Here is a 26,661-nt window from a genome sequence, read left to right on the forward strand (position 1 = left end):
TCAGAAAATAATTGAGAATCTAAGTTGATAGGGTCTTGCCGCTTATTTGCTCTTTAGCGTTTTCTGCATCAGTATGATGTGGAAGAACGGTCTGAAATCTTCAATTATATTGAGCTTTACTACAACTCATCCAGGCGACATGGCAACAATGGTGAAATACCGCCAATAGAGTATGAAGAACAGTACTATTGGAAACTATTGAGTGTCTAATAAAATAGGGGCTTGCCAGTGCTCATCCTCTAGCACTTGAATCTATTTGTCATATACAGCCTCACTTTATAGGATCTATATATCGAGAATCTTTACTGTTGCTATTTTCCTCTGATTTAAAAACTGTATAACTTCTTGCACTCTTTCCGTGGGATCGGTTTTTTCCAAACTGAAATACAGTAATTCCCATTCCCTAAGAAGTGACACTATCGTTTCACAAGATTTTTCATTATAGGCTATGTCTGTCGGCCTTTTCCCATCTTCAATGAATGGGATTTTGCCAAACGGCAAATGGATATGCACATCAAACGTTTCTGCATAAGAACGACATTCGCTCAGATATTTTTCTCCTTCAGTATCAATGTCTCCTTTTGTGTCACGAATAATCCAATAGGATGCCATATCCACTGTAGAGCGATCTGTAATATAGGACTTAACCTCATTTTCTTGCTGAATTTTTTTTTCAAGCAATGTCCATTGAAAACTCCTCAGCTTTACTTGCTCTGCGCTCCCGGCATCGGCACACAGCCCCATATCATCAAGTATCGCACGTACGTTTAGCTGCTTTCTCTCAATGACTGCATTCTTAAACGTCATTGTTGCTAATAAGTCATTCAAAAGAGTCGTTTTCCCCGTTGAGCTAGCACCAGTTAACGCAATCCGCATTATCATTCTCCAGTATTGATTTAAGAGTGAGCCTGTTCCGAAACATGTCTTCGTTGTCTATTGAGCAAGGTAAGTCGGCAAGATCGATACCATTGGTACACTCAAGAAATTCTTTATATGTGGTTCCAGGCCTGTAATATCCGTACCGCCTTTCATCGAAATATTGATCGAATGTCTGAAATGCCTTGCCAAATAAAGTTCCAATTTTCTGCATTTCTTGATAGGAAAACTCATTGCTTGGGTTAACAATAGCGAGATGTCGATCTTTCCATTCTGCGGTTTGAGAAACAGAACCACCATGTTTTTTAAGTATAGGCGTAATACTGTCTTCCAGAACATTTCCTGGGTAGATCAAGAGGGGGTAAGCGGAAAGGGTCCATGAAAGATCAGCATGGTCTTCCAAAAAACAGAACGTTTCTAGTAATGTTTTGCGACGCTCTCCAGCATAAAATAAGATATTAAGCTTTATTTTGACTCGTGATTTTTCCGCTGCATGTAATGTTGTACTGGTAATAGAAAGATATTTTGATGGATTTTCAGTCTTACCCATTGCCATCAACATTTCTGGGGAGCCGCTTTCTAAGCCAAGATCAATGACCCTTCCTCCCGCTTTGCCGATTAGGTCAATTTTCTCTGGTTGCAGATAGTCCGCCCTGGTTTGCGTACGCCACTCAAAAGACAGCCCCATGGAAGTACGTAAATCGCTTAGCAGTGATAAGTTTTTATTGGACATAAGAAACATCGGTGTCTGGAAATATAACAGTAGCTCTCTTTCTCCGTACAGATCAGATAACACTTTGGCTTCTTCGACAATCGCCTCGGGGCTTTTTTTTAGGATTTTATTTCGATCATTGTGGCAGAAGTGGCATCCATATGGACAGCCTCTGCCAACTTCAATGCAAGGGGGATGGTCAAGGAAATTTTCATGAAGAGTGAAATCGAGTGGAATGAGCTTTTGGGGTTCCAATAAGCTATGAGAAAAACCAATTTCTAGACTTTCAGCCTTATTACGCGAAAGAACATTAGGTAACCCTCTGAGGCCTTCTGTGCAGGAGCTAGATATCCCTCTTTTCATGATTTCCAAAAGAGCTAATTCACCTTCACCAGTGACGACCACATCAATTTCAGGACATTCCTCCATTGCTTTTTCTGCAATAAGTGCGAGATGATCTTTTCCGCCTGTGATAATTGGGAGAGTTGGAAACGTTCTTCTGATTTCTTTTGCAATAAGTTTAAAGGCTGGATAGCTAAAGCCGCTGATACACGACAGCGCGACATACTTTGGTTGATTTTCCCTAATCCATGCCAGGGTTTGGCCAACAGCGGATCCCGCCTGCCATTCTTTTGGATCAAAAACTTTCGCAGAAAAACCATGACGATTAAGATGTGTGGCGATAGAGAGCAGGCCGTAATTTAGTGACGAGGCAAATGGAAAGATGCGGTCTTGTTTTTTCTTAGTTGCTATTAGTGGTACAGCTATCAATCCGATATCCAAATGCCCCCCCATTGCCTGATTTCTGATTTCCGATTTATGTTCCATAGTAATTCCTGCTTAGATGGCGAAATGACCTGTACCGCTCTTATCTGGAGCATTGCAGCTACTTAATGATGTGTTAGATAAGCTTTCGATATTAATATTAAAAGCTTCAATAATTCTCCTTGTCATAACCATACTCGGGATGTGGTAGCCGTTCTCTATCATTTTGTAATGCTCATCTGTTATTCCTATCTTAGCAGCTGCTTGAGTGACCGGAATGTTTTGCTTTAGTCGAAAATGTTTATAGACTAATATCTTCGTCTTGTTGATACTTGAATCTGCACTGTTCCTCCTAATCACAAATAAACGCTAAAAAATAGGTAGAACGACAGGGATATGCAAGTGTTTTAATGTAAATGTCTAAGGAGGGTGCGAGATAGCCGATGAAAAAGAAACTATTGATTATTGCTGGCGCAGGAGCATCCATCGACTTTGGTATGCCTTCAGTTAATGCTGTAGATAAATTATTTCATCATTGGGCAAGAGAAGATTATCCGGTTGAATCTTCGAGCAATAGCTTATTTAGTTATGTAAAGAAGGAAATTGAGCAGCACACAGGAAGGTCATCACACTTTGAGGAAGTCCTGTATGTTCTTTACATGCTTGACACATTGACCCACGATAATCAGAGCAAGAATGCTTTGGGTGCGTTTGCTAACCCTAAATGTTTCCCTCAAATCAATCATTTTCGATTTGAGCTTAAACATCCAAAAGGCTTTATCTTTCATAGTCTGACTTGCGACCTTATTGATCGTTTGCTTGAAGAATTTCGTAGCAGATGTCTTTCCGTGGAAGAAACACATGGGGCTAACTTTGATTCGTTCAAAACCTTTATGTCTCAACTTGACTCAGAGTTTGTTCTAGGTGTTGTTACGACGAACTACGATAATCTGATTTTACAAACGCTCCCCGATCTCTTTACAGGCTTTGACCCGGAAACTGGTTGTTTCAGTCCTGTAAGCGTCTATTCACGCGATGAATGGAGATTTTGTTACCATGTCCATGGTTCCGTACATTTCAATCAAAAAGGAAGTGCTACGAGAATGCATGCTATCCACTGGCAAGACGACCTAACCAGCGCCTTTGAGAAAAACGCTGGCGGACGAAATAGTACTATTACCACTGAAGGATTAAACCTGCCAACATCGGCGATCATTGCAGGGTATGACAAGGCTAATCAGGTCCTAGGAACTCCCTTTAGGACCTACTACTCTCAAATCGAGAAAAAGGTATTGGAAGCCGATGCTGTCCTGTTTTTAGGATATGGCTTTAATGATTTGCACATCAATCGATGTTTTGATCTATACCGAGAGATTAAGCCTGGCCGTAAAATCGTTGTTGTCGATTACGCCAAAGATGGGGAAGATCCTCTCCAGTTCCGACGCGATCAGTGGTCGCATAATATTTTTGGGACGTTGCGGTTTAATGGTCGTGAAATGGGATCTAAAGAATACAAACATATAGCAGCCGACATTGATAAACTCAAAAAAAATGGAGAATTCGAGATCTCTCGCAACCCTGAATATCCTTTATCTATCTGGTACGGGGGAATGCTTTCTGCTTGTCATTCTTATAACAAAATAGTAGCTGAGTTGAATGGAAAATAATTCTCCAAGACATAGAGTCTTACAATTAGCTGTTTCAGTCTCATTGTTTAGTAAAGTCCATATCTGTATCAGTATGATGTGAAAGGAATTTTTTCATCGGGACTGTTCAGCATGATATAATTTTTTCGAGCTAACAGCTTGCTTGATATGATTACATTTACTTTTTTGTTAAGTTTAAAAAAAGACATCAGATATTTAAATTGATCTACGCTAAGTTTTGTTTATATTGACGAAAAGGTTACTAAAGAATAAACCAGTTTACGCAGTGCCTCTGAAGTCCTCTCCCGTCTTGAACGGTGAAGTCCCGGGGCCTTAACTTTTTTAGCACAAAAAAATAAGCGTTAGGCCAGATATGGTCTAACGCTTATTTTTTCTAAAATATACCTTTGCATGATTTGGTCAAATTAAAAAAAATAGAGGGCGCTGTAATACGCCCGCTGTGATCTTCAATTTCCACTATCCAAAATGTCGTATTCAACGATCATTTCATCGTCTTCAATCCACGGCCCCTTTTTTTCCAGCTCGTTTATAGCATTTTGCAATAGTAGCTCAGGATAAACCTTTGCATAGGCGGTCAGTATCGCCTCTCTCACGTCAATTAAGTTATCTCTTGAGGGGTGAGGTTGATAGTAATCTGAATATTCAATACACAAAGATTTTAAATATGCCCTGAGGTCTTGGATGACATAATCTTGAGCAGCGTGTGGCAAGGTTTTAGCTATTCGCGTATTGATGGCTTGGCGAATCTTTGCAAATTCCATTTGGAACCCGTAAAAATTATCAATTTTTTTGTGCAACAAAGCCCATGATTGAAAACCCGATACGGAAGCGATTCGATCTAAATAATAGCTGTGACTGCGCACACCAACCGCACGTTTTTCTTTTTTTGCGGCACGTTTTAAGTTGTCGATAAAGGTTTGTGAATCAAGAATGTAAGGCAACATCATATAAACTCCTTAGCTTTCATTTGGGCTGATCCGCTAACTTCAAATATTACAAAGCTAAATCGTCGTATATGAGTGTAGATTGGGACGGTGCTGGGCTGCATTTGCTTCGCGATGCGGATCTGCTAGCGTGCCCAAGACGCACACATAATTTCACACACCAATAACGATGTGTCAACAATTCAATCTTGCGCAACAAATTTCCAACAAAAATGGGCATCGAAGAACAGAGATAACCACTGACGCCTAACAAAAATATCAAATCGCGCGATATAGGCACAGGGAACAATTTCGCTCTTTGAATAGTAAATATCCGCCTGTATTGCTCTCACTTCAGGTATCAACAGCATGGTATTATGCTCGTTCTGAGATGGGTTTTGAATCTAATAATCAGTTTGTACCGCACGCCTTAAGACATGTTTGTGCCAGTCAGTTCGTGAACGATAGTGTCGATTTACATCTAATAAGGTGTGTCTTAGTCCATTCCACAATTCTGATAACAGAACGATATGCTCATCTTGAATCACCTAACTTTGTTCCACTGATTTCTTCATGATTGATAAAGCAAATCACGAAGAAACAGGCGGGTAAAAAGACCATGTTCTCAGTGTTGCGGATAGTTGAGATGTGGTGTTTTGACATCGTAGTAACGTCATTATCTAAATCACTTATTCTTTGAAGTCCCTGTTTATGCCTCTATAGGCTGAGACGTATTCCTCTTTCTGTTTTTTCTGGCATTTATAAGCTGAGTTTAATACTGTGTTGCTTATAAATGGAAATATTAATCGATTAATGTATTGGCGATGCTGTTGTCTAACTGATTTGGCAAGTGCATAGGCGTCTGTAGTTGATCACACTAAGGGTGGGCTAAATGCATAAGGTGATTTTTTATCCAGTAGGTAACGGAGATACAAGTCAGATTGTTTTGGATAATGGGAAAAGGATTCTTTTTGATTTTCGTCATCAAAAAAAGACTGAAACTGGAGCTGAACCTGAAATTAATCTGAAAGAAAAACTCAGAAACGAACTCGAAGATTCAAAGAGGGATTACTTCGATGTTGTTGCTTTTTCACATGGCGATAAGGATCATATCGAAAACAGCACAGAATTTTTTGAATTAGAACATGCTGCCAAATATCAAGGTGATGGTCGAATTAAAATTAAAGAGCTTTGGGTCCCTGCAGCTATGATTCTTGAAACCGCTTCACATACTGAACAAAGTGAAGAATTCGTAATATGGCGTCAAGAAGCACGATATCGGCTTAAGAAGGGAGAGCATATCAGGGTTTTTTCAAAACCAGATAAACTGAAGGCTTGGTTGGAGGAGAATGATCTTACTATTGATTCACGTAAACATTTGATCACTGATGCAGGGCAAGTAGTCGATGGATTTAGTCTTGACAAGGATGAAGTCGAGTTTTTCTGTCATTCGCCGTTCATTAAACATTCAGATGATGGTGATATTTTAAGAAACCCCGCAGCTCTAATTTTCAATGTTCGCTTCCAGCCCGGAACCAATAGATTTGATTATTTTGCAACAGGGGATTCTGAATGGAGCGTTCTGGAAGATATTGTCAATATATCCAAGTACCACAAGAACGAAGATCGTTTGAGTTGGGACCTGTTTCATTTGCCACATCATTGCAGCTACTTAACTCTGAGTGATGTTAAGGGTGGCAAGGAAACAGAACCAAAACCTTTGGTGAAAGAGCTGCTCCAGTGTGGAAATGAAGGTGCCTACATTGTTAGCTCAAGCAAGCCAATTGAGAATACAACCGCTGCGTATGATCAGGTACAGCCGCCGCATGTCCAAGCTAAAAATTGTTATGGACGGCATCTTCGTGAAAACGGTGGAGCAAAGTTTCTTGTCACAATGGAAGAGCCAACTACCAAGAAGCCTGAACCTATTATCTTTAAAATCGAAGACCGTGGCATCAGTTTGGAACGGAAAACCATCCCAGCTGCTAAAATCATTACTTTAACCCCTGCACCGAGGGCTGGTAAATGCCAGTAGAGTTAATTTCATTTGGTGAACCTTACCAAGATAACAATCCTGATTTATTGGTGACAGAGAGTGCCAGACAAGCTCTCTTTGCATGCATCAAACATAACAGTTTTGAGGTTGTTGAGCTGCGCAAATGGACTCCTAATGGTGGGGGGGTGGCTGATGTTGTTGTTGTTGACTGTATTAACGACCAAGTACCGTCTCGAAATGATATTGGTATCAAGGTTAGGGAGCCCCTTGCCCTTGTTTTTCACCAGGGGAAAACTCCTGAAGTCAGATCACTTAGAAAAGGGTTCCCAAATGTTCTTCATCTGAATCCTGTCCATCCAACTGAGCCAGTATCGTTTTGTCTTTATTTTCAGACGTGGAGTGCTGTTGAGAGAAGTTGGACGCCACAGAAACATCTACAACGAATTCTTTGGTGGCTAGCTGAGACAGCTAAGAATTCTCTCCATAGCGAAGACCAGCCATTAGAGAATATATATTTCGATAGCCCCTTTGAGATAGTGTTGCCCCCAGACTATGAAGTGACAATTCTTAATCGAGATCAGGTTCTTACTTTTTCTGCGATCAAGACTTCTGGAGATGATTTTCAAGTCATTAGAGGGAAATTTGTTCGCAAAGAAGATGCAAGTGATCTCAACCTCTCGAAAATAGAATTGTTAGATATCGAACTACCAGCAGTCGTACATGGGACTGTTGATATGATCCCAAATACTCTTGGTAAATTAAATGAACACTATAGCAGCAGAGGTGTTCCTTTTTTTGAGCGCTTAGTAGCGATTGTCAACGAAAAGGCGAAAGTTGGACTTGTTCAAGATTCAACACAAAGGTGCTTGCTTATTATTCGGGTTCCTTTGTTAAGAAATGAAGGCGCGACTCCGGAAAAAATTGAAGTAAAAGCATTTTTGACTACTTTAGACTTGGTCGGACTAGGCATCAAAACAGGTTCGCTATTTCGAGCTCCTACCGATGGGAGATATTATACTGTCTGTAATCTTGGACAAAGAGAAGAACTTGTCAATGATGAATGGGTGCAGCAAGAAATTTTGCCAATAGAACTCAGCAACGAAGTAGATAGAGCACTAGCTAGAAAATATTCTGGAGTGTCAGATGATGCCTCAAATATCAAGTGTACTTTGATGGGTGTAGGTGCCCTTGGTGGTTCAATGGCCGAATTAGCTTCAAAATCAGGTTGGGGGACTTGGACATTTATTGATCCAGATATTGTCAAAGCACACAATATCATGAGGCATATTTCAAAAAATTGTCATATAGGACATTTTAAGGCTGAAGTTGTAAAAAAAATTGTAGAAAGAAATTACCAAGACGGGCACTACGTTGCCGATGCTTTAAACGACAGCGCAACTAATTTTTCAAATGAAAAAGTGATGACAGCCTTGAACTCATCATCATTAATCATTGATGCAACTACTACGTTAGAAGTTCCGAGAGAAATTTCACAGGTTGATGAAGTGTCCCGCTCTGTATCTGTTTTTATTACTCCTTCTGGGAGAGATGCTGTATTGCTTTTTGAAGATGATAGTCGAAATATTCGGCTAGATGCTCTGGAACCACAGTATTATAGAGCAATAATTGATTCAGAGTGGGGAAGTCAACACTTAGCCGGCAATCAAGGGAGCTTCTCGGTTGGTGCTGGTTGTCGAGATATGACGGCAGTTATTTCTTATGAATCGATCCAATTGGCAGCAGCAATATTAACTAAGCAAGTCCGGTTACATCAAAGCATCCCTGATCCTAGAATTACTGTCTGGACCGGAAGTGATGTTGACTCATCCTTCATAGCACAAGAAGTACCCGTATCATCAACAATAAAGGAAAAGTCAGACGGCTGGACAGTCGTGTTTGATCAGCACATAAAGAAGCAGCTTAAGGAGATGCGTTTAGATCATTTACCTAAAGAAACTGGTGGCATAATTATCGGATATATTGATCAGAAGTTGAAGACTATCTATGTTGTTGACGTCTTGCCTGCTCCTTATGACAGTAAGGCTGACTATTCTGGGTTTACTCGTGGCATAGCAGGGTTGGATGATGCTTTGACAGAGATTGCCAAACGAACTGCCAACATAGTTGGTTACGTTGGAGAGTGGCATAGTCACCCGAAATCTTCTTCTGCAAAACCCAGTTCCTTAGATTGGACTCTGATTGAAAAGCTCTCTGATGTATTAGCCATAGAGGGTATGCCTGCACTAATGATGATAGTTGGTGTTGATACTGAACTTTCTGTCACCGTAAGGTATCAGACATGAATGATGCTTCGCAAGAAAAGGCACCTTGTATTGGGTTGGCTCTCTCCGGTGGTGGTGTGCGAGCTGCAGCTTTTCACGCGGGTGTTCTTAAGTGGTTAGCTGAAAAGGATCAACTGAAGGACATTAAGGAGTTATCCACTGTTTCGGGTGGAAGTTTATTTGTCGGCCTTTTATTCCATCATTCAGGATATAAGTGGCCTTCCTCAAATGATTACTTGAATAGTGTGCTACCCAGTGTTCGAAATGTGCTTACTGGGAAATCGTTGCAAGCGAATGCACTGCTGAGACTTCTCGTAAATCCTTTGAACTGGAGGTTCTTTTTTTCTAGAGCAAATATATTAGCACAGAGCATAGAAGGTTTGTGGGGGATCTCAGCCACTCTTGAAGACGTGCCTTCCGATCCAATCTGGTCTATCAATGGTACAACTGCAGAGTCAGGAAGACGATTCAGGGTTAAGGGGTCAATACTTGGCGATTATGAGATTGGATATGCCGATGCAAGTCATTTGAAATTATCTAAAGCAATGGCTGTGTCTGCGGCATTTCCTGTTGGAATCGGGCCAGTAACTTTGGAGACACAAAAATATGTTTGGCGCAAGCGTGAGAACTGGGGATCAAACTCAGAAGTCCAATTTCAGCCCAAATTTAAAAAACTCCATTTATACGATGGTGGCATTTACGACAATCTAGGGATAGAGCCTCTTTTTGATGTAGGTAGTCGCAAGCTCAAGCTCGACAAGGAAACACAAATCGAATTTCTGTTAGTTTCAGATGCAGGTGCACCATATGCAAGAAAGCCTCTGCCTAATTTGTTGAGGCCAGGACGTCTTATGCAGCTAGTTAATATTGCAATGGATCAAACGCGAGCATTGAGAGTGAGATCTTATGTGGGCTATCTAGTGGACAGCCCAGAGCGGGGAAGATATTTGCAAATTGGGTTTAGACCTGAGGATCAGATCCATGGTTTAAATGCAAAAGAATTACTGGATGTTGAATGGTTAACGGATGAGGAGATAAGGTTTGCAATAGAATATCCAACCACGTTAAAGCGTATGGATGTTCAGGATTTCGATCTACTTGTTAGACATGGGTATGAGACTGCAAGAGGGAATGATATAGCTTATCTGAAATGTGGAGTAAAATGATGAGTTTTTTTGCCCGAAAAGTTGCCACGACATATTTTGGAACAATATTTAGTGATTTTTTGTTGGGAGGTTTGACAACTCCTCCTTTTTTCGGTAGCTGATCTTTTTGCAGCAGGCCTTGTGGTTCAGCAGGAAAAGTTCATTGAGAATATGATCATTTATGGTGAGCTTGTTCGATGGCTTGAGTAAAAGATCGACGGGAGGAAGTGTGACAGTTTTGAATTTAGATCAAATGGTTGATCGTTTTCTCTACCCTAGTGGCAGCAATCCACCGATCAACAGCAATGGTTTGCTTCAAAATTTCAGTGATGATTCTCGGAAATATACGGATCTTATTAATCTCAATGAGATCAGCGAACTTTCTGGTGGAGTCCTACTGGCAGAGGGTGGCATGGGTAAATCAACTCTCATGCGTCAGCTAAAAAATATATTCCCTGATGAGGTCAGCTATTTAGTCGAATTATCCTTTTTCTCTGGAGACCCTGCCGGACTTCGTGATGAGATTACAAGTTTTTGGCGCAAAAAAAATGAAAGCCTGCCGGATACGCCTGCCGCTATCATCATCGATGGGCTGGACGAGGCTACAGATCTGGCAAATGTTATAGTACGTCAAATACGTTTGTTTCCTGAGGGCACAAAGGTATGGATTGCTTCACGCGATGTTATGGCAATCCGTGCTATTCAGTCTGCATGCCCCCATCTTTCGACCTACTCCTTAGCTCCTCTATCGCTTAGTAACATCATCGCTATCGCAAAATGTCATGATGTTGATGGAGACTTGTTCACTGCAGCGATGTATCAAGTTGGGATCGTTGAGCTATGTACTAAACCAATTGGATGCGAGCTTGCTCTGTCTGTTTTTAAGGTTAATGGTTTAGAGGAGATAGGCCAATCAGACCTATGGGGCCTGGGGGTAGAGCGTCTCTGTGACGAAACGCCTTCACCTTCAAGGTGGTTGGCTTCACTAAGCTCTTTCTCGTTGGACGATGTTGTTGCTTGCGCATCATGGATAGCTTTATGTCTTACTCTGACAAATCGCACAGCTGTGTGGATATGTGAAGAAAGTCACTGCCCTGAAAATTGCCTTAGTCTTTCTGATGTCATATTGGAAGGCTTCCCGGTTGAACTTGTTAGAGCAACACTTGAGCGTGGCGTGTTCACAACCCGCGGCGATGGACGAATCCCTTTTGCTCATGGCACCTATCGAGACTATCTCAGTTCGCGTGGATTTACCCAGTTTATACCAGCTGACCACTGGTCCGCATTATTGCTCAATCAAGATAGAACGAGTGTGCCACCACCGCGAGTTGGGATTGCAACATGGCTAGCAGCAGCCAATTACGGTTTCCTTCAAGAGCTATCAGGGATTCAATCAGAAATACTTCTATCGTCCTCGGATGCTGTTCAGGCTGTTGGTAAAGCAGAGTTATGCTCTTCGTTAATTAGTAGATCCGAGGAAATCAGTTATCGTCAGAGGCGGGATAATTATGCTGACCATCTTTTTCGGCTTGCGGGCCAAGAAACCACTTTAGTTTTACAGGAAAAGTTATTAGATGAAAATTCATCTGCAGCAGAAATTGAGTTCGCTATTGAGATTGCGGTCGCGTGTTCTTGTGTAGATTTATCAAATATCCTGGCGGATAGAGTGTTAGACAGTGCGCTCTCACTTTCTCAGCGAGTTGACGCATCTTATGCTGTTTATCGTCTTGATGATGAAAATGCGAAAAGTAGACTCAAGGAAGCGTTACCTATCCGCCTTTCAGATGATCCACGGGACGATCTTAGAGGAAATATTCTTCGATGTTGCTGGCCACATTCGCTTTCTATCTCGGAGCTTACGGGTACTCTGGTCGCACCACAAAAAGGCAATTACTTCGGACCATATAGCCATTTCTTAGGTCACGATTTAGTGGGGTCCTTATCTTCAGTCCTTGAGGCTGGTAATGCCAGGGTTTTGCTCGAATGGTGTTTGGAATTCCTTTTAGCTAGTAATCGATTCGGCAGTTTGAGGAATCTTTCTAATTGTGTTTACACTTACTGCTGGAGGTGGGCTTTAAATCCTGAAATATGTACGCTATTAGCATTAGGCTATAGAATAACAATGAAAGAGCATGTCACGCCTTTTGCGGAAGATAGATATACGACAAGTCAGAATAATATTATTATATCTCAAGATGAATTTACCAATGATGTAACCTCACGGTTTGCTGTGTTAGAGGCGCTGCTACAAGAAGGCGGTAATAATAGGCTGATTTCACGTATTCCATATCAAGAATATCCTCTCTATGGTGCAGATGATATTGATTTGCTTTTTTCAAAGGCTCTTGATAATTCAGAACCAACTCATTTAGAAAGTTGGATCACATGCATCAAAGCTGTGATCTGGAGAGTTGATCATGACCTATTTTCGAAACAAATCGACGCACTTCATCAACTGCGTCCAGATTTAATCGATTCAACTCAGCAGATTAAATTGTTGGTCGAAGAATCTGCTGTAAAGGCTCGTAAAAGAGATGCAGAATGGAAGTCAAGGGACGCTGAATACGAGGCTAAGCAAACAGAAAAACAAGAACAGATAGATCAGGAAATCAGAACAACTCTTAGCCAGCCAGACATTGCACCTAATTCTTTTCCTGGTATTGCAGCATGGTTGAATTCAGAAAATGGAAGGTGTGAGTTTGGCTCAATTGACCTTACTCAATCTCCCGGCTGGAAGAAGCTTGATTCTGAAGGTAAGGATGTTTTAATTGATCTTGCTTGGCGTTATTTACGTGAAGGCACAGTCGAGCCAACGGCACCTAACCGGACCATTAATTCAGTAGCAGAAGCATTCACTCTGCTGTTTTATTTACGACCCAATCTGTACCGTGATTTGCCTACCTCTGTTTGGGATAAATGTAGTGTTGAACTACTCAAGGTTGCCTTTATTAGTGAATCTGTGGAGATCTTGACCCCCATATTCGACACTTTGCAACTTAATTTCCCAGAGGTTGCGGAAGTGGCACTGACTAGGGTGGTTACGCAGGAAGTATCCAGAGGGCATATTCATATTTTACACTTCTGGAAAGAACGACTTTCTGAGGAATCGGCACAATTAATACTCGAAATAGCATTAGATTTTGAGTTGGGTAGCGAAAAAGGCTATTTCATTCTCTCTGAACTTGAGAGCTGCGGATATGGCGGACTGATCCTCTCTTCTCTGGATTCATTTATTGGCAGTATGTGGAATCCGACTCCAGATGTTCAACTTAACAAGTATGTGCTTCTAAGTCTTAAGCTAAATCCGATAGTTTATGGACCAAAAATTATTAAAACCCTACAGGTTGATAGTAGCTGGGGCAGTCAATGGATTGAGGGTATTTCTAATTCACACGATAGTGTCTCGCAGGCATTGTGGATATGTGGCCCAGATATCATGGCTGACTTTTATATCTGGCTTCACGGTGTATATCCCTCTAGTACGAGACCTGAGTATGATACGGCATATACACCACAGGCTTTAGATAATATTCATGACCTACAGAACCAACTGTTAAAAGTCCTTGTTGATGGTGGTTCTGACGGCACAACGGAAGCAATGGGAAATATCTACGCTGCTTTTCCACAAGAGGAGTGGCTCAAAAACGCTATAAAGGATGCGAGGGGGAATGAACAGGCGGCTAAGGTCCCAGCGCTTAAAATTGGTGAAATTAGAGCTTTAAGGGATAGGCATAGTAGCGGCTGTCGCTTGGTAAGTACTGTCGGAGATCTGCATGATTTGGTAATGGAAAAATTGCACGATTATCAAGTCAACTTGCAGGGAGACATCCCTGCTATAGGGGATTTGTGGGATTCTGCTGATACGGTTAAGCCAAGAGGTGAGGAATATTTTTCTGATCACTTAGCCCGCTATTTAAATCTTACCCTGTCTTCAGGAGTTATAATTAACAGGGAAGTACAGATCCGCCGGAAACTTTATTCTGATGGGCAGTCAGGATCAAGGACGGATCTCTGGATTCAGGCTATTGATGGAAATGGGCAGGTTCTAACTTTATGCATAGAAGTAAAATGTAATTGGAATAGCTCTGCTAAAGGTGCGCTTAGGGCCCAACTTATCAATAAATACATGACAGGTGGCACGGCAGAAGCCGGAATTTTACTTCTTGGTTGGTATGAGTGTCCAGCTTGGGAGAAAAGTAGACAGCGGTCTACAGTAAATTGGACAGATATTGAATCCGCCAAAAATGACCTTGATGCACAAGCTGAACAGGAGCGGAGCGAGGGTTGTTTGGTTTCTACTCTCATAATAGATTGTAGTCTAAAATAACTAGCGGTTAAGTTGTCGATATTGCAAATAATACGAATCTGCATGAACTCGTAGAGTTTTGAGACGAAAATCAAAATTTTCGACAATAGATCTTACCTCGACAACTAGGAACTTCTCAGGATTTCCACTAATAACTTACCGGTCTGAAAGTGTTATTGGGTAATAATTCCCCTTTGGCAGGGCCTCATAACTATGGCTTTAAAACAGGGTTGGTTACAAACTGTTTTAAGGAATAATCATTTCAATTGAAGCGTGGAGAAAAATGCGTCAAACGATTAGCTTTTCTAATAAATGTGATGAAGATGTTTTGCTGCTTGATAGCAATGGCAATGAGGTCACACATGGTGAGCTGAAGTATGGCCCGACAGTGTGGCCCGCGCTTAGTTTTGATTCTCCTATGCGCGGGGAAATGAGATTAATCGACGGTGATCGATACGACTTATTGAAATGTAGGAACCGCACACAGACTTTCACATTGATTGACTGTGAATTTGTTCGTCAAACAGTTTTATCGTCTTTTGTAATTCACGGAACCGTACCGAATACAGAGTTTAAGTCTATTGATGTGGCTTTCCGCGGTGTGTCAAAGTGGTTCAATAGGGATAACAGTTTTAATGTTGATGGTCGAGAGTTGTGGCATAAGGTAAATACAGAAGAATTTGACATTTTGGTCGAGTCACCTGACGGTCCATTCAGGTTGTCGAGCCACTATGGCTTTTCAACTGAGAGCAGTGAAGATCAAAAGCTTCTTCGTGAAGTTATTGTGTTTAGATGTATCCCATCGAAGGGTTTCTTAAGTGCGGAGAGGATAAAAAACCTGTGTTACGGTCTCTCAGACCTATTCTCAATTTTGCTGGGTGTCAGGATTGATATCGAAACCGTGCAGGTAAGAGATATTGAAGACCGGCAACACTATGCTTATTTTCCAACATCAAATTGGGGTAAGTATCCATTCCGATATCCAAAGGAATGTTTTGCGGATACGGGGAGATTAAGAGGAAAGTGGAAGGAGATTATTAATGGTTACTTCGGTAGTCCAATCAGAAATAAAGTGTGGAATCGCTTAGCGCAGATGTATCGGTACAAGGGGTTCTGGGACTTCGAAATTTTAAGTTATGTAAGCTTGTTGGATAAATATGTAGATATCAAAACAAAAGGTGATTTTGTCCCAAGAGTTGGGAACGATGAGCTAACTAAGGACGTCGCCGATTTTGAAGATGCATATGGTGATATTTTGCCAGATTCTGTCAATAAATTAATAAAAAGAGTAGGTAAGAGAAAGGCATCATTTGGAGATCGATATCATAAGGTAGTATCAGAAACTAACGAAGAGATTATCAAGATTATCAATATTACTCCTGAAGACTTTAGCTTCATAAAGAGAATACGTGATTGCGTCGCCCACGGAGAAACGCCAAATATCGATAATTTAAATGAGGCATTTATTGTTTCTGGAAGAATTTTACTATTGTTAACCTACTATGCCTTCATCGATTGGGGATTGAACGATGAAGAGTATTTACGTTGCATCAGGGGAGCATTGAGTAAAATTGTAATGAGTGCGGATGTTGATACTCAACACTTAGATCGTGTTCTTGGCGGTGTTCTTTTTGTCCAAGTATCGAATAAAGACTTTGACGATATTAAAGAAAGAGAAGGGTGGGATGTCGTATTGGTCTGCCATAAAGAGGCAGAAATGCCACAATTTAGTCAGAACTATTCGATGCTGTTCAAAGAATGGCATAAAGATCTAAGGGAAGGTAATACTAGGGTAATTGAGCAATATGTTGCATCCAAAATGGAGAGCGGTTTCACCGGATCAGTAAGTTATATTAGCAACTTGTATGTAGAAAATGAACTAGATTGTGTTCGGGTCCATGGTGCTTGCATAATAAATCCCTCAAATTGTTTTCAGCTCTATCTGGACCCAAGCAGGACGATTGAGGTTTAGTGTTTTGAGGCCGCAGAGAATTTAGGTAAAAAGTCACTTTCGTCTATCAATTTTTGGAAGTTGCTCGTTCAACTGTTGATTTGTTTGACCATTTTTGTAGGCGTTGTACTGCCAGCTTCAATGAGTTAAGTAGCGTCCCATTATTGAGGTGCTTTTTTTATCTCTGAACGCCAGAGCTGTTTCAGAATTTCTAGATAGCGCATGTTCCAGTCTTGTCTCCTTCGACACTCAATAATTCCCGAAAATACTGGCAAGACCCTAGTCTTGTAATCGTGTTCTATCCACAGATTATTTTCCTGCGAGGAAATCATGAGCAGTTTTTTCTCAATGCGCTTGTTTAGTGTCTTGTGATTTAGGGTCCGCTATTGGCAGACATCTCCAGTGAATAGGCTATGGAGATCAACGCAATTCAGACGTAACTATTTTTCGTCTAAACTGCGAGGAGTAAACACTAAAAATCTACCGTGCAGAGATGGTTCACGATTCGTCGAGTTTCACTCTACTTGGCGATTTGTCAGGCCGTAAGTTCCCGTGTCAAGTATACATAGACAGTTGAACGGTAGAGTTTCTTGCGTTAGTAACCAGACATTTAAGGGGAAACTGCTGTGAAAGATAGGTAGTTAATAAGTTTAAAAATATTGCATAGTCTTTCCTGCTTAATATTAAATATTGTAAAAAAACAACCAGTAAATCAGTTACTTACCCAGCAAATAGTACTTTATTGTATTTAATATAGGGATACTTCTTTCTTTACTGTTAATCTTGCCCCCGCCGACATCCGCAAAGATGCCGCGTCTCTCGACCTGCCGATGGCCATGGGAATTCTGACCGCCACAGGTGTGGCCAGCGAAAAGGCAAACCGCTATCTTTATATGGGGGAACTGTCTCTCGATGGCCGGATTAAAGCCGTCCGCGGCTGCCTCGCCGTAGCCGTGGCCGCAAAAGAATGGGACTTAGACGGCTTGATCTTACCCGTCGACAATGCTGCCGAAGGTGCGGTTGTCCAAGGGCTACCGATCTTCGCCGTGCATGATCTCGCTCAAGTTGTCTCCTTTATCAATGGTGAAACGGCACTCCAACCAACTGAGATCAACACCACCGCCCCCCTATCAAGACAGAGCAACGGTGAAGATTTTTCTGAAGTTCGCGGTCAACAGCACGTAAAACGCGCCCTTGAGGTTGCTGCGGCTGGAAGCCACAATATGCTGATGGTGGGGCCACCCGGTAGCGGCAAGACCATGCTCGCCCGCCGATTGCCATCCATTTTACCCAATTTACGTTTCGCTGAAGCTCTTGAAACAACCAAAATCCATTCCATTTCAGGCCTATTAGCCAAGAGCGACGCCCTCATCCATACCCGACCCTTTCGATCGCCCCATCACACTATTTCTGATGCCGGACTGATTGGCGGCGGCACCATTCCGCGCCCCGGTGAAGTTTCATTAGCGCATAATGGCGTGTTATTTTTAGACGAACTACCCGAGTTCAAAAAAAATGTCCTCGAAATGTTGCGGCAACCGCTAGAGGATGGCCAAGTGGGTATTAGCCGCGCCGCTATGAGCTTAACCTTTCCAGCATCTTTTATGATGGTTGCAGCAATGAACCCCTGTCCGTGCGGCTACCTAGGCGATGGTCAGCATGAATGCACCTGCACACCACCCATGCTCCAGCGTTACCGCAACCGCTTGTCGGGGCCACTACTCGACCGTATCGACCTCCACGTCGAAGTACCGCGCATTTGCCATGAAGAGTTAGCTAACCCCAACGAGGGTGAATCCAGTGAGGCGATTCGTCAACGTGTCGAACAAGCACGCAGCCATCAAGAGCAACGCTTCTTACGTTGCGGTGTTCATGCCAACGCTCAAATGCAAGCACGGCATATCCGTAAATATTGTGCTGTAGACAGTGCAGGTGAAAAACTTCTCGCCATTGTTACCGATAAACTTGGCCTGTCCGCACGGACCTACAGTCGTATCCTTAAAGTCGCGCGCACCATTGCCGACCTTGCTGGCAGTGAAACTATCTGCGAACATCACCTAGCTGAAGCGGTTCAGTATCGTAGTTTGGATCGCCGGGCACCGTAAACGAACTAAGCCGCCAATTACACTTGAGTTTCAGCCAGAATCCGTTTATCGTTTTAATTCCTAAAAACGAGGGTGAAGGGCGGTGTCAGTGTACGATTTCAACCAGTGTAAACAGTGTGGCAAACCAAGCGGCTATCCAAAGTACAATCTAAAAAACATGGTGCTCTACGCCTGTTCAGATTGTGATTTCCATTACACCAATGTTCTCGACGTGCTTGATGATAGTGAAACACCCTCTCGTACATTATCAACAAAAGAGCACCACTACATCGAAAGCCAATTGACACAAAACACCCGCCAACTCACCCTTAATCTTGATTTTGTTCAGCAACACACCACGGTGTTAGGATCATCCTGCCTAGACATAGGCTGCGGTGCTGGTGTCTTTCCATCACTACTCCACCATGCGGGAGCAACGGTAAGCGCCATAGAACCGCAACCGCTGTTTCGCCAATTTTGCCATAAACGCTTTGACATCACCCCACACCATGAACTGATTGACAGCCCGTACTGGCAACACGGCTTTGCAGAGCATTTTGATATCGTAACGCTGTGGGACACCCTAGAGCATGTAAACTTCCCTGCCGAAACCATTGCTGCTATGAGCCGCGTGATCAAACCACAGGGTTTTCTCTTTTTAGACACCCCCGCTCGTGAAGCCTTCTCCTACCGTCTCAGTGAATGGTCGTACCGGTTCAGTCGTGGTCGTAATCCGTTGATGCTCAACAGCCTCTATTCCGCCAAACGTTTTGGCCATAAGCAGATTTTCACCCAACATCAGCTTTGGCAGCTTCTTGAAGAACACGGATTTACCGTTATTGGCCGATCAGCCCTACATCGTGCTATGAACAAGCATGTAATTGCTTGTCAAAAAAAGTAACAACAAAGAACGATCCTAACTGCGACAAACGCCCCTATTTTATGCTAGAATTCTACAGTTACATGATCAATGCGAGGGATTAACTCACCTTTACGTTAGGATCCACATGAGTTCACCACAAGATAACTTACTCCACCTACATACGATTCTCGACAGTGTTGCTGACGGTGTTTTTACTGTTGATGACGAGATGCGAATCACGTCATTTAATCGCGCTGCGGAAGAGATTACTGGGTTTAGTCGAGCGGAAGCGATGGGACAACCGTGCTGCGAAGTGTTTCGCACCAATGTATGTTTTGATCAATGCCCACTACGGGAAGCCTTTGATAAGGGCCACAATATTACCAACCGCGAAGTTGATCTTCTTGATCATGAGAATCGAGAAATTCCAATTTCAGTCAACGCTTCAGTATTACGCAATGAAGCGGGGCAAGCCATTGGTGGTGTCGAAACCTTCCGTGATCTCTCGCAATTACGCGCGTTAGCAAACGAAGTACAGCACAGTTTCAGCTTTCAAAATATGATCAGCCGCAATCCACAGATGCAACAACTGTTCGACATCTTGCCCGATGTTGCCAACAGCGATGTCACTGCAGTGATCCAGGGCGAGAGCGGCACCGGCAAAGAACTTTTTGCTCACGCCCTTCACAATCTTAGTCCACGCAAAGATGGCCCATTAGTCATAATTAATTGTGGCGCCCTGCCAGAACAACTCCTCGAAGCAGAGATATTTGGCGTTAAACGCGGCGCTTATACGGGTGCCATTGCTGACCGTGCTGGGCGGCTGTCTCTAGCTCAAGGCGGAACCCTTTTTCTCGATGAGATTGGCGACCTGCCGCTAGCATTACAAGTCAAACTATTACGCGTGTTAGAGAACAACGAATACCAACCTCTTGGCAGCGATGAAACCCGTCACGCCGACGTTCGCTTTATTGCCGCCAGCCATCTCGATTTAAATATTCTCGTCAACAAAAAAAAATTCCGTCAAGATCTATTCTACCGTCTCAACATCATCACCCTTAAAATTCCAGCCCTGCGTGATCGCCGAGAGGACGTTCCCTTGCTACTCGACATGGGCTTAAAAAAGTTTTGCAGTAAACACGGCAAAAAAATTCAAGGATTTAGCTCTAAGGCGATGGCATACCTACTCCAACACCCCTTTGAGGGCAATGTACGCGAACTGCTCAACATGGTCGAACGAGCGGTAATCCTATGCCGTGAAAACAAAATCAAACTGGAGCAACTACCCTTTACCGTAAGCCAAGAACTTCAGTCCCCCCAGCGCAAAACCCTCACACACCAAGAACTACAGCACCTCATTGAGCGCTACCGTGGCAATCGTCAACAGATTGCAAAACACCTTGGCATTGACAGAACAACACTGTGGCGATGGATTAAAAAATATCAGATGTCGCAATAGTGCTGCACACGTTGCACGGCGATGCAGTGCAACGTAAATTTATTTCCGTGTTTTTTTAAATAGTTACAAACATTTTCAAAGTTTATCGCTGTCTAAACGTTGCAAATGCAACAACCTCATTAAATTACCACACACCCACAATCAAGCTAACTAGCTAATTTCTTTACCAATCCTGCATGACAACACTTTTGGCACCTATCTTGTAATATAACTTCAATACTATGTGTAGCGTTCAATTTCACACCAGAAACCAAACGGTTTCTACTGATGCAAAAACGGGCAAGTCCATTATGATCGCGATTCCAAGTTACGATGATCGTATTTTCCCGCGCTTTGATCAGGCCAATGAATTTTATTTTGCCAAAGTCAATTTGGAAGAACGCTGCGTCGAAACACTGACAACACGTTTATGTCCACCCCAGGAACTCGATGTGTGTTGTTGGTTGCATAAAATGGGCATTAAAGGTGTGATCTGCTCGGGAATACATCACCACCATCAAGTGAAGTTTCAACAAATTGGAATTTGGCTAGTATGGGGAATCAGCGGAAACATTAAATCAACTCTTCAGCAATGGCTGAAAGATCAACCTGCAATGGTCAATAAGAACCAGCACGTTGGGTTCGACCAAACTAAAATGATTATATGCAATGAAACACCTTCGATGTAAATCTGCCGAGGGCTTTGAGAGGGGAGCTATCTTGGCACTGTAATGAATTATTTTTATACTATGTTTATGTAATACGCGGGTAGGGCCTTTTTCTATATCTTATGTGATCTTATGTCATGGCCCTGCCCCACCTTTTATCCTCACCGTTCTACCTTCAAATTTCTTCCCAGCTACGCCACCCTACTGTTATCAGTTAAAATTATTCACTCAATAAATTCTGTTGCCTATTGGCAGGACATCCTCTACCGTATTATCACCCTACAGTGCAGCGCACACTTGCCTCAATCAACCTATACAACATAGAGGAATTCTAAATAATGTTACTTGACCTGCTCAGCCAACGACGCAGTATTCGCAAATTCACAGCTTCGCCACTTAGCTCTGACCAGATTGACCATCTTAAAGAGATCGCCATCCGCGTCCCCACATCACGTGGGCTCAATCCATGGCAATTCAACTTCGTCACTCAAAATGATCTGATCACTAAATTGGCACAAGCCAAACCGCATGCTGCCGCCTTTCTTGGCCAATGCCCCCTTGCAGTGGTGATCAGCGCAGACACAAGCCGTTCGGATGTCTGGGTTGAAGACTGTTCAATAGCAGCAATCTGCCTACAGCTTGCCGCGACAGAGCTAGACTTAGCAAGCTGCTGGGCTCAAATACGATTACGTCCACACGACGAAACAACCACAGCATCGAACTATGTGTCTTCACTACTAAACCTTGGCGAACACCATCAGGTTGTTGCCATCATTGGTATCGGCCACCCTGCAGAAGAGAAACAACCTCATCTAAAACAAGATCTACCTTGGAATCATATTGTAGATTTTACATAAAAAAAGGGAGGTGATTGCAATCACCTCCCTCTCCTTTCCATATCACTACGACAAATCAGTCGTTATCGGTTGGCAACCAATTTAAAACAAGATGATCCAATGTCCGCTTAGGGACAAAATGAACCCCCTCAGCATCACGCCAATATTTGATATCCCCATCTTCAGCCTTATCCACCAAGCGTACCTCTTCGGCGGGACGGCCCAAAGCAATGACCAGCAAGATTTCAAAACGGGTCGGGATTTTAAACTCTTCACGAAACTGCTGCTTTTGTAGCGCGGCAATCATGCAACCACCTAAGCCTTGTTCGACTGCACCGAGCAAGATCGTTTGTGCACAAATACCAAGATCGGCACCAAAATTTTCACTCAGGGTTTTATCGCCAAGAACAACAATATAACCTGCGGGTTTCTCGCCTTCTTGCGGACCTGACCAATCCTTCAGATAACCTGCCCAGCCTAAATAGCCAAAAATACGCTCATTGCGATGAGGCTCAAACGACAATAAGTAACGCAATGACTGCACGTTTCCTGCGGCACTACACGAACGAGTCAAATCGACCAAAGAACGTAATTGCTCAGGCTTAACTGGCTCATTTTGATGAAAACGACGATAGCTACGATTCTTTTGCAATAAATCTTTCAGCATCACCCCTCCTAACATGGTAGAATTAAAAAAGAACAGTAAATTAAAAAATAAGACATTAACTAATATAAACTTTTTTAACAAAAATTACTTCTCAAAATTCACCATATGGGCGATTTACACATCATACTAGCACTGATGGCTATTTTTATCGGTGCCCTCCTCGGAGGGCGACTTGCCGCACTGCTACACGTGCCACGCGTTACGGGCTACCTGCTCACGGGGCTAATTCTCGGTCCTTCTGCGGCCAAAATTTTTGGTTATCCTGCACCGATCTCCCCCCTTGCTCTCGAGAACCTTCAACCCCTGACCAATCTTGCCCTCGCCCTAATCATGATGAACGTTGGCGGTCAATTTCGCCTTGAGAGCATACGCCGCTTACGCTGGCGAATATTTGTCCTCTCTGGTTTCGAGTCCTCACTCACGTTTATCCTCGTTTCACTTGGCTGCGCAGCCACAAATCAATGGTGGCTTCACACCTCCATTACGCCATTCACTTTGGCTCAAACCTCACTATTGATGGGGCTGTTTTTTGGTGTCATTGCCATCGCCACAGCACCCGCTGCAACGATGATGGTTATTCGTGAATATGAGGCGGAGGGACCAACAACATCAACTTTACTATCCCTCGTCGGCCTCAACAACCTGCTCTCTGTCATTGCATTTTTATGTGCAATGCATTGGGTTTTTTCGCCCGAAGAAGGCAACTTAGTACTCCTTTGGCACCTAACGGGTCCGCTTCTCATTGGTGGCGGCATTGGCTTGCTCATTGCGACATGGAGTCAACGACTCGAATTAGCAAGTGAATTTAAATGCATCGTCCTTGGCGCCCTTTTCTCCATCTCCATATTAAGTGAAATCACTGAAATTAACGCCTTGCTCTGCCACCTTATCTTCGGCATTGTTTTATCGAGCAGTTCACCTCGCTGGCACCAAATCTATGCAGCAATCAAACAGATCGACTACCCACTTTATGTCGCTTTTTTTGTTCTTGCTGGAGCAAGCCTGCATATTGAAACACTGCTTCACATCGGCTCACTAGGGGTGGCATATGTTGTTCTACGCATAATCGGAAAATGGTGGGGAGCTCGCTGGGGGGCACGATTAGCATCCTTCAGTCATCGCGAACAACAAACCATTGGTATGACTCTCATGGCTCAAGCAGGAGTCGCCATTGGCTTAGCTTCAACACTCGCCGATCAATGGGATCAAGGTGGCCACCTCATTGAAGCAGTGATCCTTGGTTCAGTTGTAGTCTTTGAGCTGATTGGCCCACTATCGGTACGTCATGGCTTAGTACTTTCGGGCGAAGTGCCGATTTTATCCTTACTGCGCAAGCGCGCTCCTCAGGGTGCGATTGAGGGGCTACACAATGTCGTCGACCATTTTCGCTCGTCGCTAGGCTTACCCGCTGGTCACAATGTCAAAGACCCAGGTGATATTTTAGTCCGCCATATTATGCGCCAAAACGTCGAAACCATCGTCAACGATACCCCGTTCAATAAGCTGCTGCGCTTTATCTCCCACAGCCGATATGATCGTTTCCCGGTTGTTGATGGCGCCGGCCGCTTTGTTGGCATTATTGACTATACTGAGATTCGCAACTTACTTTTTGAACCTGAATTGGCGAAACTGATCGTCGCAAGTGACTTGCTGGCACCGAACCATTGCGCTCTTGGTCCCGATCAATCCTTACGCGAAGCATTAGTCACCATGCGCCGCCATCGCCACATCAGCTATTTCCCTGTATTAGACCCCGAGCACCCCGAACAACTCCTCGGCGTGTTACGTCAAAATGAGGTGTTGGCAGCGTTCCGCTCATTTGATACTGACATCGACTAGCCCCCCCTTTTTTCTACTTAAGGATCCATCATGCTCGAAACGCTTCACGCCTATTGGCCCTATCTTCTGCCACCACTTTTAGGCGCCATTATTGGCTACGTGACCAACTACATTGCAATTCGAATGCTGTTTCGGCCACTCCATCCATGGCATATTTTTGGACTACGTGTCCCATTAACACCTGGAATTATTCCATCACAACGCCACGAGTTAGCACGCAAAATGGGTGAAATGGTTGGCTCGCACCTTTTGACAACTGCTGACGTCGCTAATGCGTTAGAAAAACCAGTATTTCAACAAAAGCTTCAGCAAGCCGTTGCGATTAAACTCGATTCCTTTATCGGAAAATCCCTTGGTCCCGCCATCACGTTGCTGCCAAAACGGTTTCATCCCCGCTTTCACGAACTACTTGATGGTTTACGCTGGAAATTTATTAAATCGCTGCGAAACACCCTTGCCAGCGAAGCCTTTGAGGAACGACTTAACCAGTTTGTCCTCAAGCAATTAAACCAATTTCTACAGCACGATCTCACTTATTTCATCACCCCGGAACGCTATCAGCAGAGTCGCGACCATATTGAACGACGGCTACAGCAATGGCTCGCCTCTGACACTGTTGCCGAAACGGTTGGTCAGTTCATTGACAACCAAACTGAAAACGTTATCCGCTCTAAAAAATCGCTCAGACAGCTACTGCCACAAGATTTACAAAATGTACTCCTTGATCAATTGGAGAAGGAGATCCCTCAGGTACTTAAACACTTTTCAACAACCCTTGATGACCCTGAAATGCGCGATAAGCTTGAAAAGAAAGTTCGCCAAGGGATTGATGGCTTTGTCGACTCGATTGAGGGTCTGTCAGCGATTGTTGCCGCTCTTTTTGACATGGAAAAAGTGTACGCCCGCCTGCCTGAATTTATGGATAACGCCAGCAACGAACTACGCCAATGGTTAAGGTCAGAAAAAGTTCAACAAGATGTAGCCAAAGCACTGCGCGAACGGCTAGATTGTTGGCTAGAACGTCCAGTATCCAGCTACCTTGAACAGATGCCGTACGAAAAAGTGGCGGGAATGAAGCAGTTTATCCGCCAGCATGCTGTCTCCCTTGTCCAAAGCCAACATTCTCAACAACAGATCATGACCTGGCTTGAACGGAGCATTGATGGCATAAAAGATCGCCCATTTTCGGAACTTATTCGTCAAATCGGCAACGATGACAGCACCCCTGCGTTAGCCAAACAAATTACAGCAACAGTGATCCAACTGTTACAAGCAGAGTCTCTACAAAAAACCATTAATCAAGAGTTAGAACAAAAAATCAACTATTGGATTAGCGAGCGTCCCCTCGGTGAGCTGGCGACACGACTTCCCAGCGATGCACGCGAAGAGTTACAACATGGCTTATTTGAACAGCTAGTGACCATTCTTAAAAAAGAGATCCCGCCATTAGTCGATACCCTCGATATTCGTCGAATCGTTGAAGACAAAGTCAATTCTCTTGACATCCTCAAGGTTGAAGATCTTTTGATGGGGATCATGAAAGAGCAATTTAAATACATCAACCTGTTTGGCGCTCTCCTCGGTATGCTGATCGGGCTGCTCAATTTGTTTCTTTTACAATGGTAACCACGCCCGTTGATCTGT

At 43.3% G+C, this 26,661-nt stretch carries 20 protein-coding genes; 15 read left to right on the top strand and 5 right to left on the bottom strand.

Features of this window, described 5'->3' with window-relative positions:
• Nucleotides 1-78 precede the first annotated feature (78 nt).
• Complete coding sequence (locus tag ACZ5KY_RS02635) at nucleotides 79-210, top strand: IS3 family transposase (RefSeq protein ID WP_464242354.1); 132 nt, start codon at nucleotides 79-81, stop codon at nucleotides 208-210.
• Between the two features lie 75 nt (nucleotides 211-285).
• On the opposite strand, the gene ACZ5KY_RS02640 is transcribed toward ACZ5KY_RS02635, so the two are convergent.
• Genes ACZ5KY_RS02640 through ACZ5KY_RS02650 form a run of 3 tightly spaced genes read right to left on the bottom strand, consistent with a single transcriptional unit; the run spans nucleotide 286 to nucleotide 2,713 of the window.
• Nucleotides 286-876: an AAA family ATPase gene (locus ACZ5KY_RS02640; RefSeq protein WP_464242355.1), complete on the bottom strand. Its 591-nt coding sequence runs from the start codon at nucleotides 874-876 to the stop codon at nucleotides 286-288.
• Nucleotides 851-2,416 carry a B12-binding domain-containing radical SAM protein gene (locus ACZ5KY_RS02645; RefSeq protein ID WP_464242356.1) on the bottom strand — a complete coding sequence of 522 codons (1,566 nt, stop codon included), beginning with the start codon at nucleotides 2,414-2,416 and terminating at the stop codon, nucleotides 851-853. The genes ACZ5KY_RS02640 and ACZ5KY_RS02645 overlap by 26 nt, the downstream gene beginning before the upstream one ends.
• A 12-nt stretch (nucleotides 2,417-2,428) precedes the next feature.
• Nucleotides 2,429-2,713: a helix-turn-helix domain-containing protein gene (locus tag ACZ5KY_RS02650; protein ID WP_464242357.1), complete on the bottom strand. Its 285-nt coding sequence runs from the start codon at nucleotides 2,711-2,713 to the stop codon at nucleotides 2,429-2,431.
• An 83-nt stretch (nucleotides 2,714-2,796) separates the two neighbouring features.
• Between ACZ5KY_RS02650 and ACZ5KY_RS02655 the strand changes: the two genes are divergently transcribed.
• Nucleotides 2,797-4,020, top strand: a complete 1,224-nt coding sequence (locus ACZ5KY_RS02655; RefSeq protein WP_464242358.1) for an SIR2 family protein — start codon at nucleotides 2,797-2,799, stop codon at nucleotides 4,018-4,020.
• 446 nt (nucleotides 4,021-4,466) lie between these two features.
• On the opposite strand, the gene ACZ5KY_RS02660 is transcribed toward ACZ5KY_RS02655, so the two are convergent.
• The gene (locus ACZ5KY_RS02660; RefSeq protein ID WP_464242359.1) at nucleotides 4,467-4,967 is read right to left on the bottom strand and encodes a hypothetical protein; all 501 of its coding nucleotides are present in this window, start codon (nucleotides 4,965-4,967) and stop codon (nucleotides 4,467-4,469) included.
• A gap of 319 nt (nucleotides 4,968-5,286) precedes the next feature.
• On the opposite strand from ACZ5KY_RS02660, the gene ACZ5KY_RS02665 reads away from it, so the two are divergent.
• The 11 genes from ACZ5KY_RS02665 (at nucleotide 5,287) to ACZ5KY_RS02715 (ending at nucleotide 22,532) form a co-directional block, all read left to right on the top strand.
• Nucleotides 5,287-5,520 (top strand): tyrosine-type recombinase/integrase, encoded by a 234-nt coding sequence (locus ACZ5KY_RS02665; protein ID WP_464244616.1) that lies wholly within the window; start codon nucleotides 5,287-5,289, stop codon nucleotides 5,518-5,520.
• Nucleotides 5,521-5,835: 315 nt separating this feature from the next.
• Entirely contained in the window at nucleotides 5,836-6,978 is a 1,143-nt protein-coding gene (locus tag ACZ5KY_RS02670; protein ID WP_464242360.1) for a ComEC/Rec2 family competence protein, read from the top strand.
• Nucleotides 6,969-9,242, top strand: a complete 2,274-nt coding sequence (locus ACZ5KY_RS02675) for a ThiF family adenylyltransferase (protein ID WP_464242361.1) — start codon at nucleotides 6,969-6,971, stop codon at nucleotides 9,240-9,242. Before ACZ5KY_RS02670 ends, ACZ5KY_RS02675 begins: the two co-directional genes overlap by 10 nt.
• On the top strand, nucleotides 9,239-10,387 hold the full coding sequence (locus ACZ5KY_RS02680) for a patatin-like phospholipase family protein (protein WP_464242362.1): 1,149 nt from the start codon (nucleotides 9,239-9,241) through the stop codon (nucleotides 10,385-10,387). The genes ACZ5KY_RS02675 and ACZ5KY_RS02680 overlap by 4 nt, the downstream gene beginning before the upstream one ends.
• A gap of 208 nt (nucleotides 10,388-10,595) precedes the next feature.
• On the top strand, nucleotides 10,596-14,693 hold the full coding sequence (locus ACZ5KY_RS02685) for an NACHT domain-containing protein (RefSeq protein ID WP_464242363.1): 4,098 nt from the start codon (nucleotides 10,596-10,598) through the stop codon (nucleotides 14,691-14,693).
• 262 nt (nucleotides 14,694-14,955) lie between these two features.
• The gene (locus ACZ5KY_RS02690) at nucleotides 14,956-16,644 is read left to right on the top strand and encodes an ApeA N-terminal domain 1-containing protein (RefSeq protein WP_464242364.1); all 1,689 of its coding nucleotides are present in this window, start codon (nucleotides 14,956-14,958) and stop codon (nucleotides 16,642-16,644) included.
• An 809-nt stretch (nucleotides 16,645-17,453) separates the two neighbouring features.
• Nucleotides 17,454-18,728, top strand: a complete 1,275-nt coding sequence (locus tag ACZ5KY_RS02695; protein WP_464242365.1) for a YifB family Mg chelatase-like AAA ATPase — start codon at nucleotides 17,454-17,456, stop codon at nucleotides 18,726-18,728.
• Nucleotides 18,729-18,810: 82 nt separating this feature from the next.
• Entirely contained in the window at nucleotides 18,811-19,608 is a 798-nt protein-coding gene (locus tag ACZ5KY_RS02700; protein ID WP_464242366.1) for a class I SAM-dependent methyltransferase, read from the top strand.
• A gap of 106 nt (nucleotides 19,609-19,714) precedes the next feature.
• Nucleotides 19,715-21,028 (top strand): sigma-54 interaction domain-containing protein, encoded by a 1,314-nt coding sequence (locus ACZ5KY_RS02705; protein ID WP_464242367.1) that lies wholly within the window; start codon nucleotides 19,715-19,717, stop codon nucleotides 21,026-21,028.
• A 290-nt stretch (nucleotides 21,029-21,318) separates the two neighbouring features.
• Nucleotides 21,319-21,696, top strand: coding sequence for a hypothetical protein (locus ACZ5KY_RS02710; protein ID WP_464242368.1), 378 nt, complete (start codon nucleotides 21,319-21,321; stop codon nucleotides 21,694-21,696).
• 317 nt (nucleotides 21,697-22,013) lie between these two features.
• Nucleotides 22,014-22,532: a nitroreductase family protein gene (locus ACZ5KY_RS02715; RefSeq protein WP_464242369.1), complete on the top strand. Its 519-nt coding sequence runs from the start codon at nucleotides 22,014-22,016 to the stop codon at nucleotides 22,530-22,532.
• A 55-nt stretch (nucleotides 22,533-22,587) separates the two neighbouring features.
• Here the strand turns inward: ACZ5KY_RS02715 and ACZ5KY_RS02720 are convergent, their stop codons facing one another.
• On the bottom strand, nucleotides 22,588-23,178 hold the full coding sequence (locus ACZ5KY_RS02720) for a nitroreductase family protein (RefSeq protein WP_464242370.1): 591 nt from the start codon (nucleotides 23,176-23,178) through the stop codon (nucleotides 22,588-22,590).
• A gap of 105 nt (nucleotides 23,179-23,283) precedes the next feature.
• Here ACZ5KY_RS02720 and ACZ5KY_RS02725 point away from each other — a divergent pair, with 105 nt between their 5' ends.
• Both ACZ5KY_RS02725 and ACZ5KY_RS02730 read left to right on the top strand, forming a co-directional pair.
• Nucleotides 23,284-25,017: a cation:proton antiporter domain-containing protein gene (locus ACZ5KY_RS02725; protein ID WP_464242371.1), complete on the top strand. Its 1,734-nt coding sequence runs from the start codon at nucleotides 23,284-23,286 to the stop codon at nucleotides 25,015-25,017.
• Nucleotides 25,018-25,047: 30 nt separating this feature from the next.
• Nucleotides 25,048-26,643, top strand: coding sequence for a DUF445 family protein (locus ACZ5KY_RS02730; protein WP_464242372.1), 1,596 nt, complete (start codon nucleotides 25,048-25,050; stop codon nucleotides 26,641-26,643).
• Nucleotides 26,644-26,661: the final 18 nt, after the last annotated feature.

This window comes from Desulfuromonas svalbardensis (assembly GCF_055389415.1).

Excerpts from the sequence above, each read along its gene's own strand:
- ACZ5KY_RS02705 (WP_464242367.1), top strand. The coding sequence starts at position 19,715 with ATGAGTTCACCACAAGATAACTTACTCCACCTACATACGATTCTCGAC.
- ACZ5KY_RS02710 (WP_464242368.1), top strand. The coding sequence starts at position 21,319 with ATGATCGCGATTCCAAGTTACGATGATCGTATTTTCCCGCGCTTTGAT.
- ACZ5KY_RS02640 (WP_464242355.1), bottom strand. The coding sequence starts at position 876 with ATGCGGATTGCGTTAACTGGTGCTAGCTCAACGGGGAAAACGACTCTT.
- ACZ5KY_RS02720 (WP_464242370.1), bottom strand. The coding sequence starts at position 23,178 with ATGCTGAAAGATTTATTGCAAAAGAATCGTAGCTATCGTCGTTTTCAT.
- ACZ5KY_RS02715 (WP_464242369.1), top strand. The coding sequence starts at position 22,014 with ATGTTACTTGACCTGCTCAGCCAACGACGCAGTATTCGCAAATTCACA.
- ACZ5KY_RS02690 (WP_464242364.1), top strand. The coding sequence starts at position 14,956 with ATGCGTCAAACGATTAGCTTTTCTAATAAATGTGATGAAGATGTTTTG.
- ACZ5KY_RS02680 (WP_464242362.1), top strand. The coding sequence starts at position 9,239 with ATGAATGATGCTTCGCAAGAAAAGGCACCTTGTATTGGGTTGGCTCTC.
- ACZ5KY_RS02730 (WP_464242372.1), top strand. The coding sequence starts at position 25,048 with ATGCTCGAAACGCTTCACGCCTATTGGCCCTATCTTCTGCCACCACTT.
- ACZ5KY_RS02675 (WP_464242361.1), top strand. The coding sequence starts at position 6,969 with ATGCCAGTAGAGTTAATTTCATTTGGTGAACCTTACCAAGATAACAAT.
- ACZ5KY_RS02655 (WP_464242358.1), top strand. The coding sequence starts at position 2,797 with ATGAAAAAGAAACTATTGATTATTGCTGGCGCAGGAGCATCCATCGAC.
- ACZ5KY_RS02660 (WP_464242359.1), bottom strand. The coding sequence starts at position 4,967 with ATGATGTTGCCTTACATTCTTGATTCACAAACCTTTATCGACAACTTA.
- ACZ5KY_RS02695 (WP_464242365.1), top strand. The coding sequence starts at position 17,454 with ATGGCCATGGGAATTCTGACCGCCACAGGTGTGGCCAGCGAAAAGGCA.
- ACZ5KY_RS02645 (WP_464242356.1), bottom strand. The coding sequence starts at position 2,416 with ATGGAACATAAATCGGAAATCAGAAATCAGGCAATGGGGGGGCATTTG.
- ACZ5KY_RS02725 (WP_464242371.1), top strand. The coding sequence starts at position 23,284 with ATGGGCGATTTACACATCATACTAGCACTGATGGCTATTTTTATCGGT.
- ACZ5KY_RS02670 (WP_464242360.1), top strand. The coding sequence starts at position 5,836 with ATGCATAAGGTGATTTTTTATCCAGTAGGTAACGGAGATACAAGTCAG.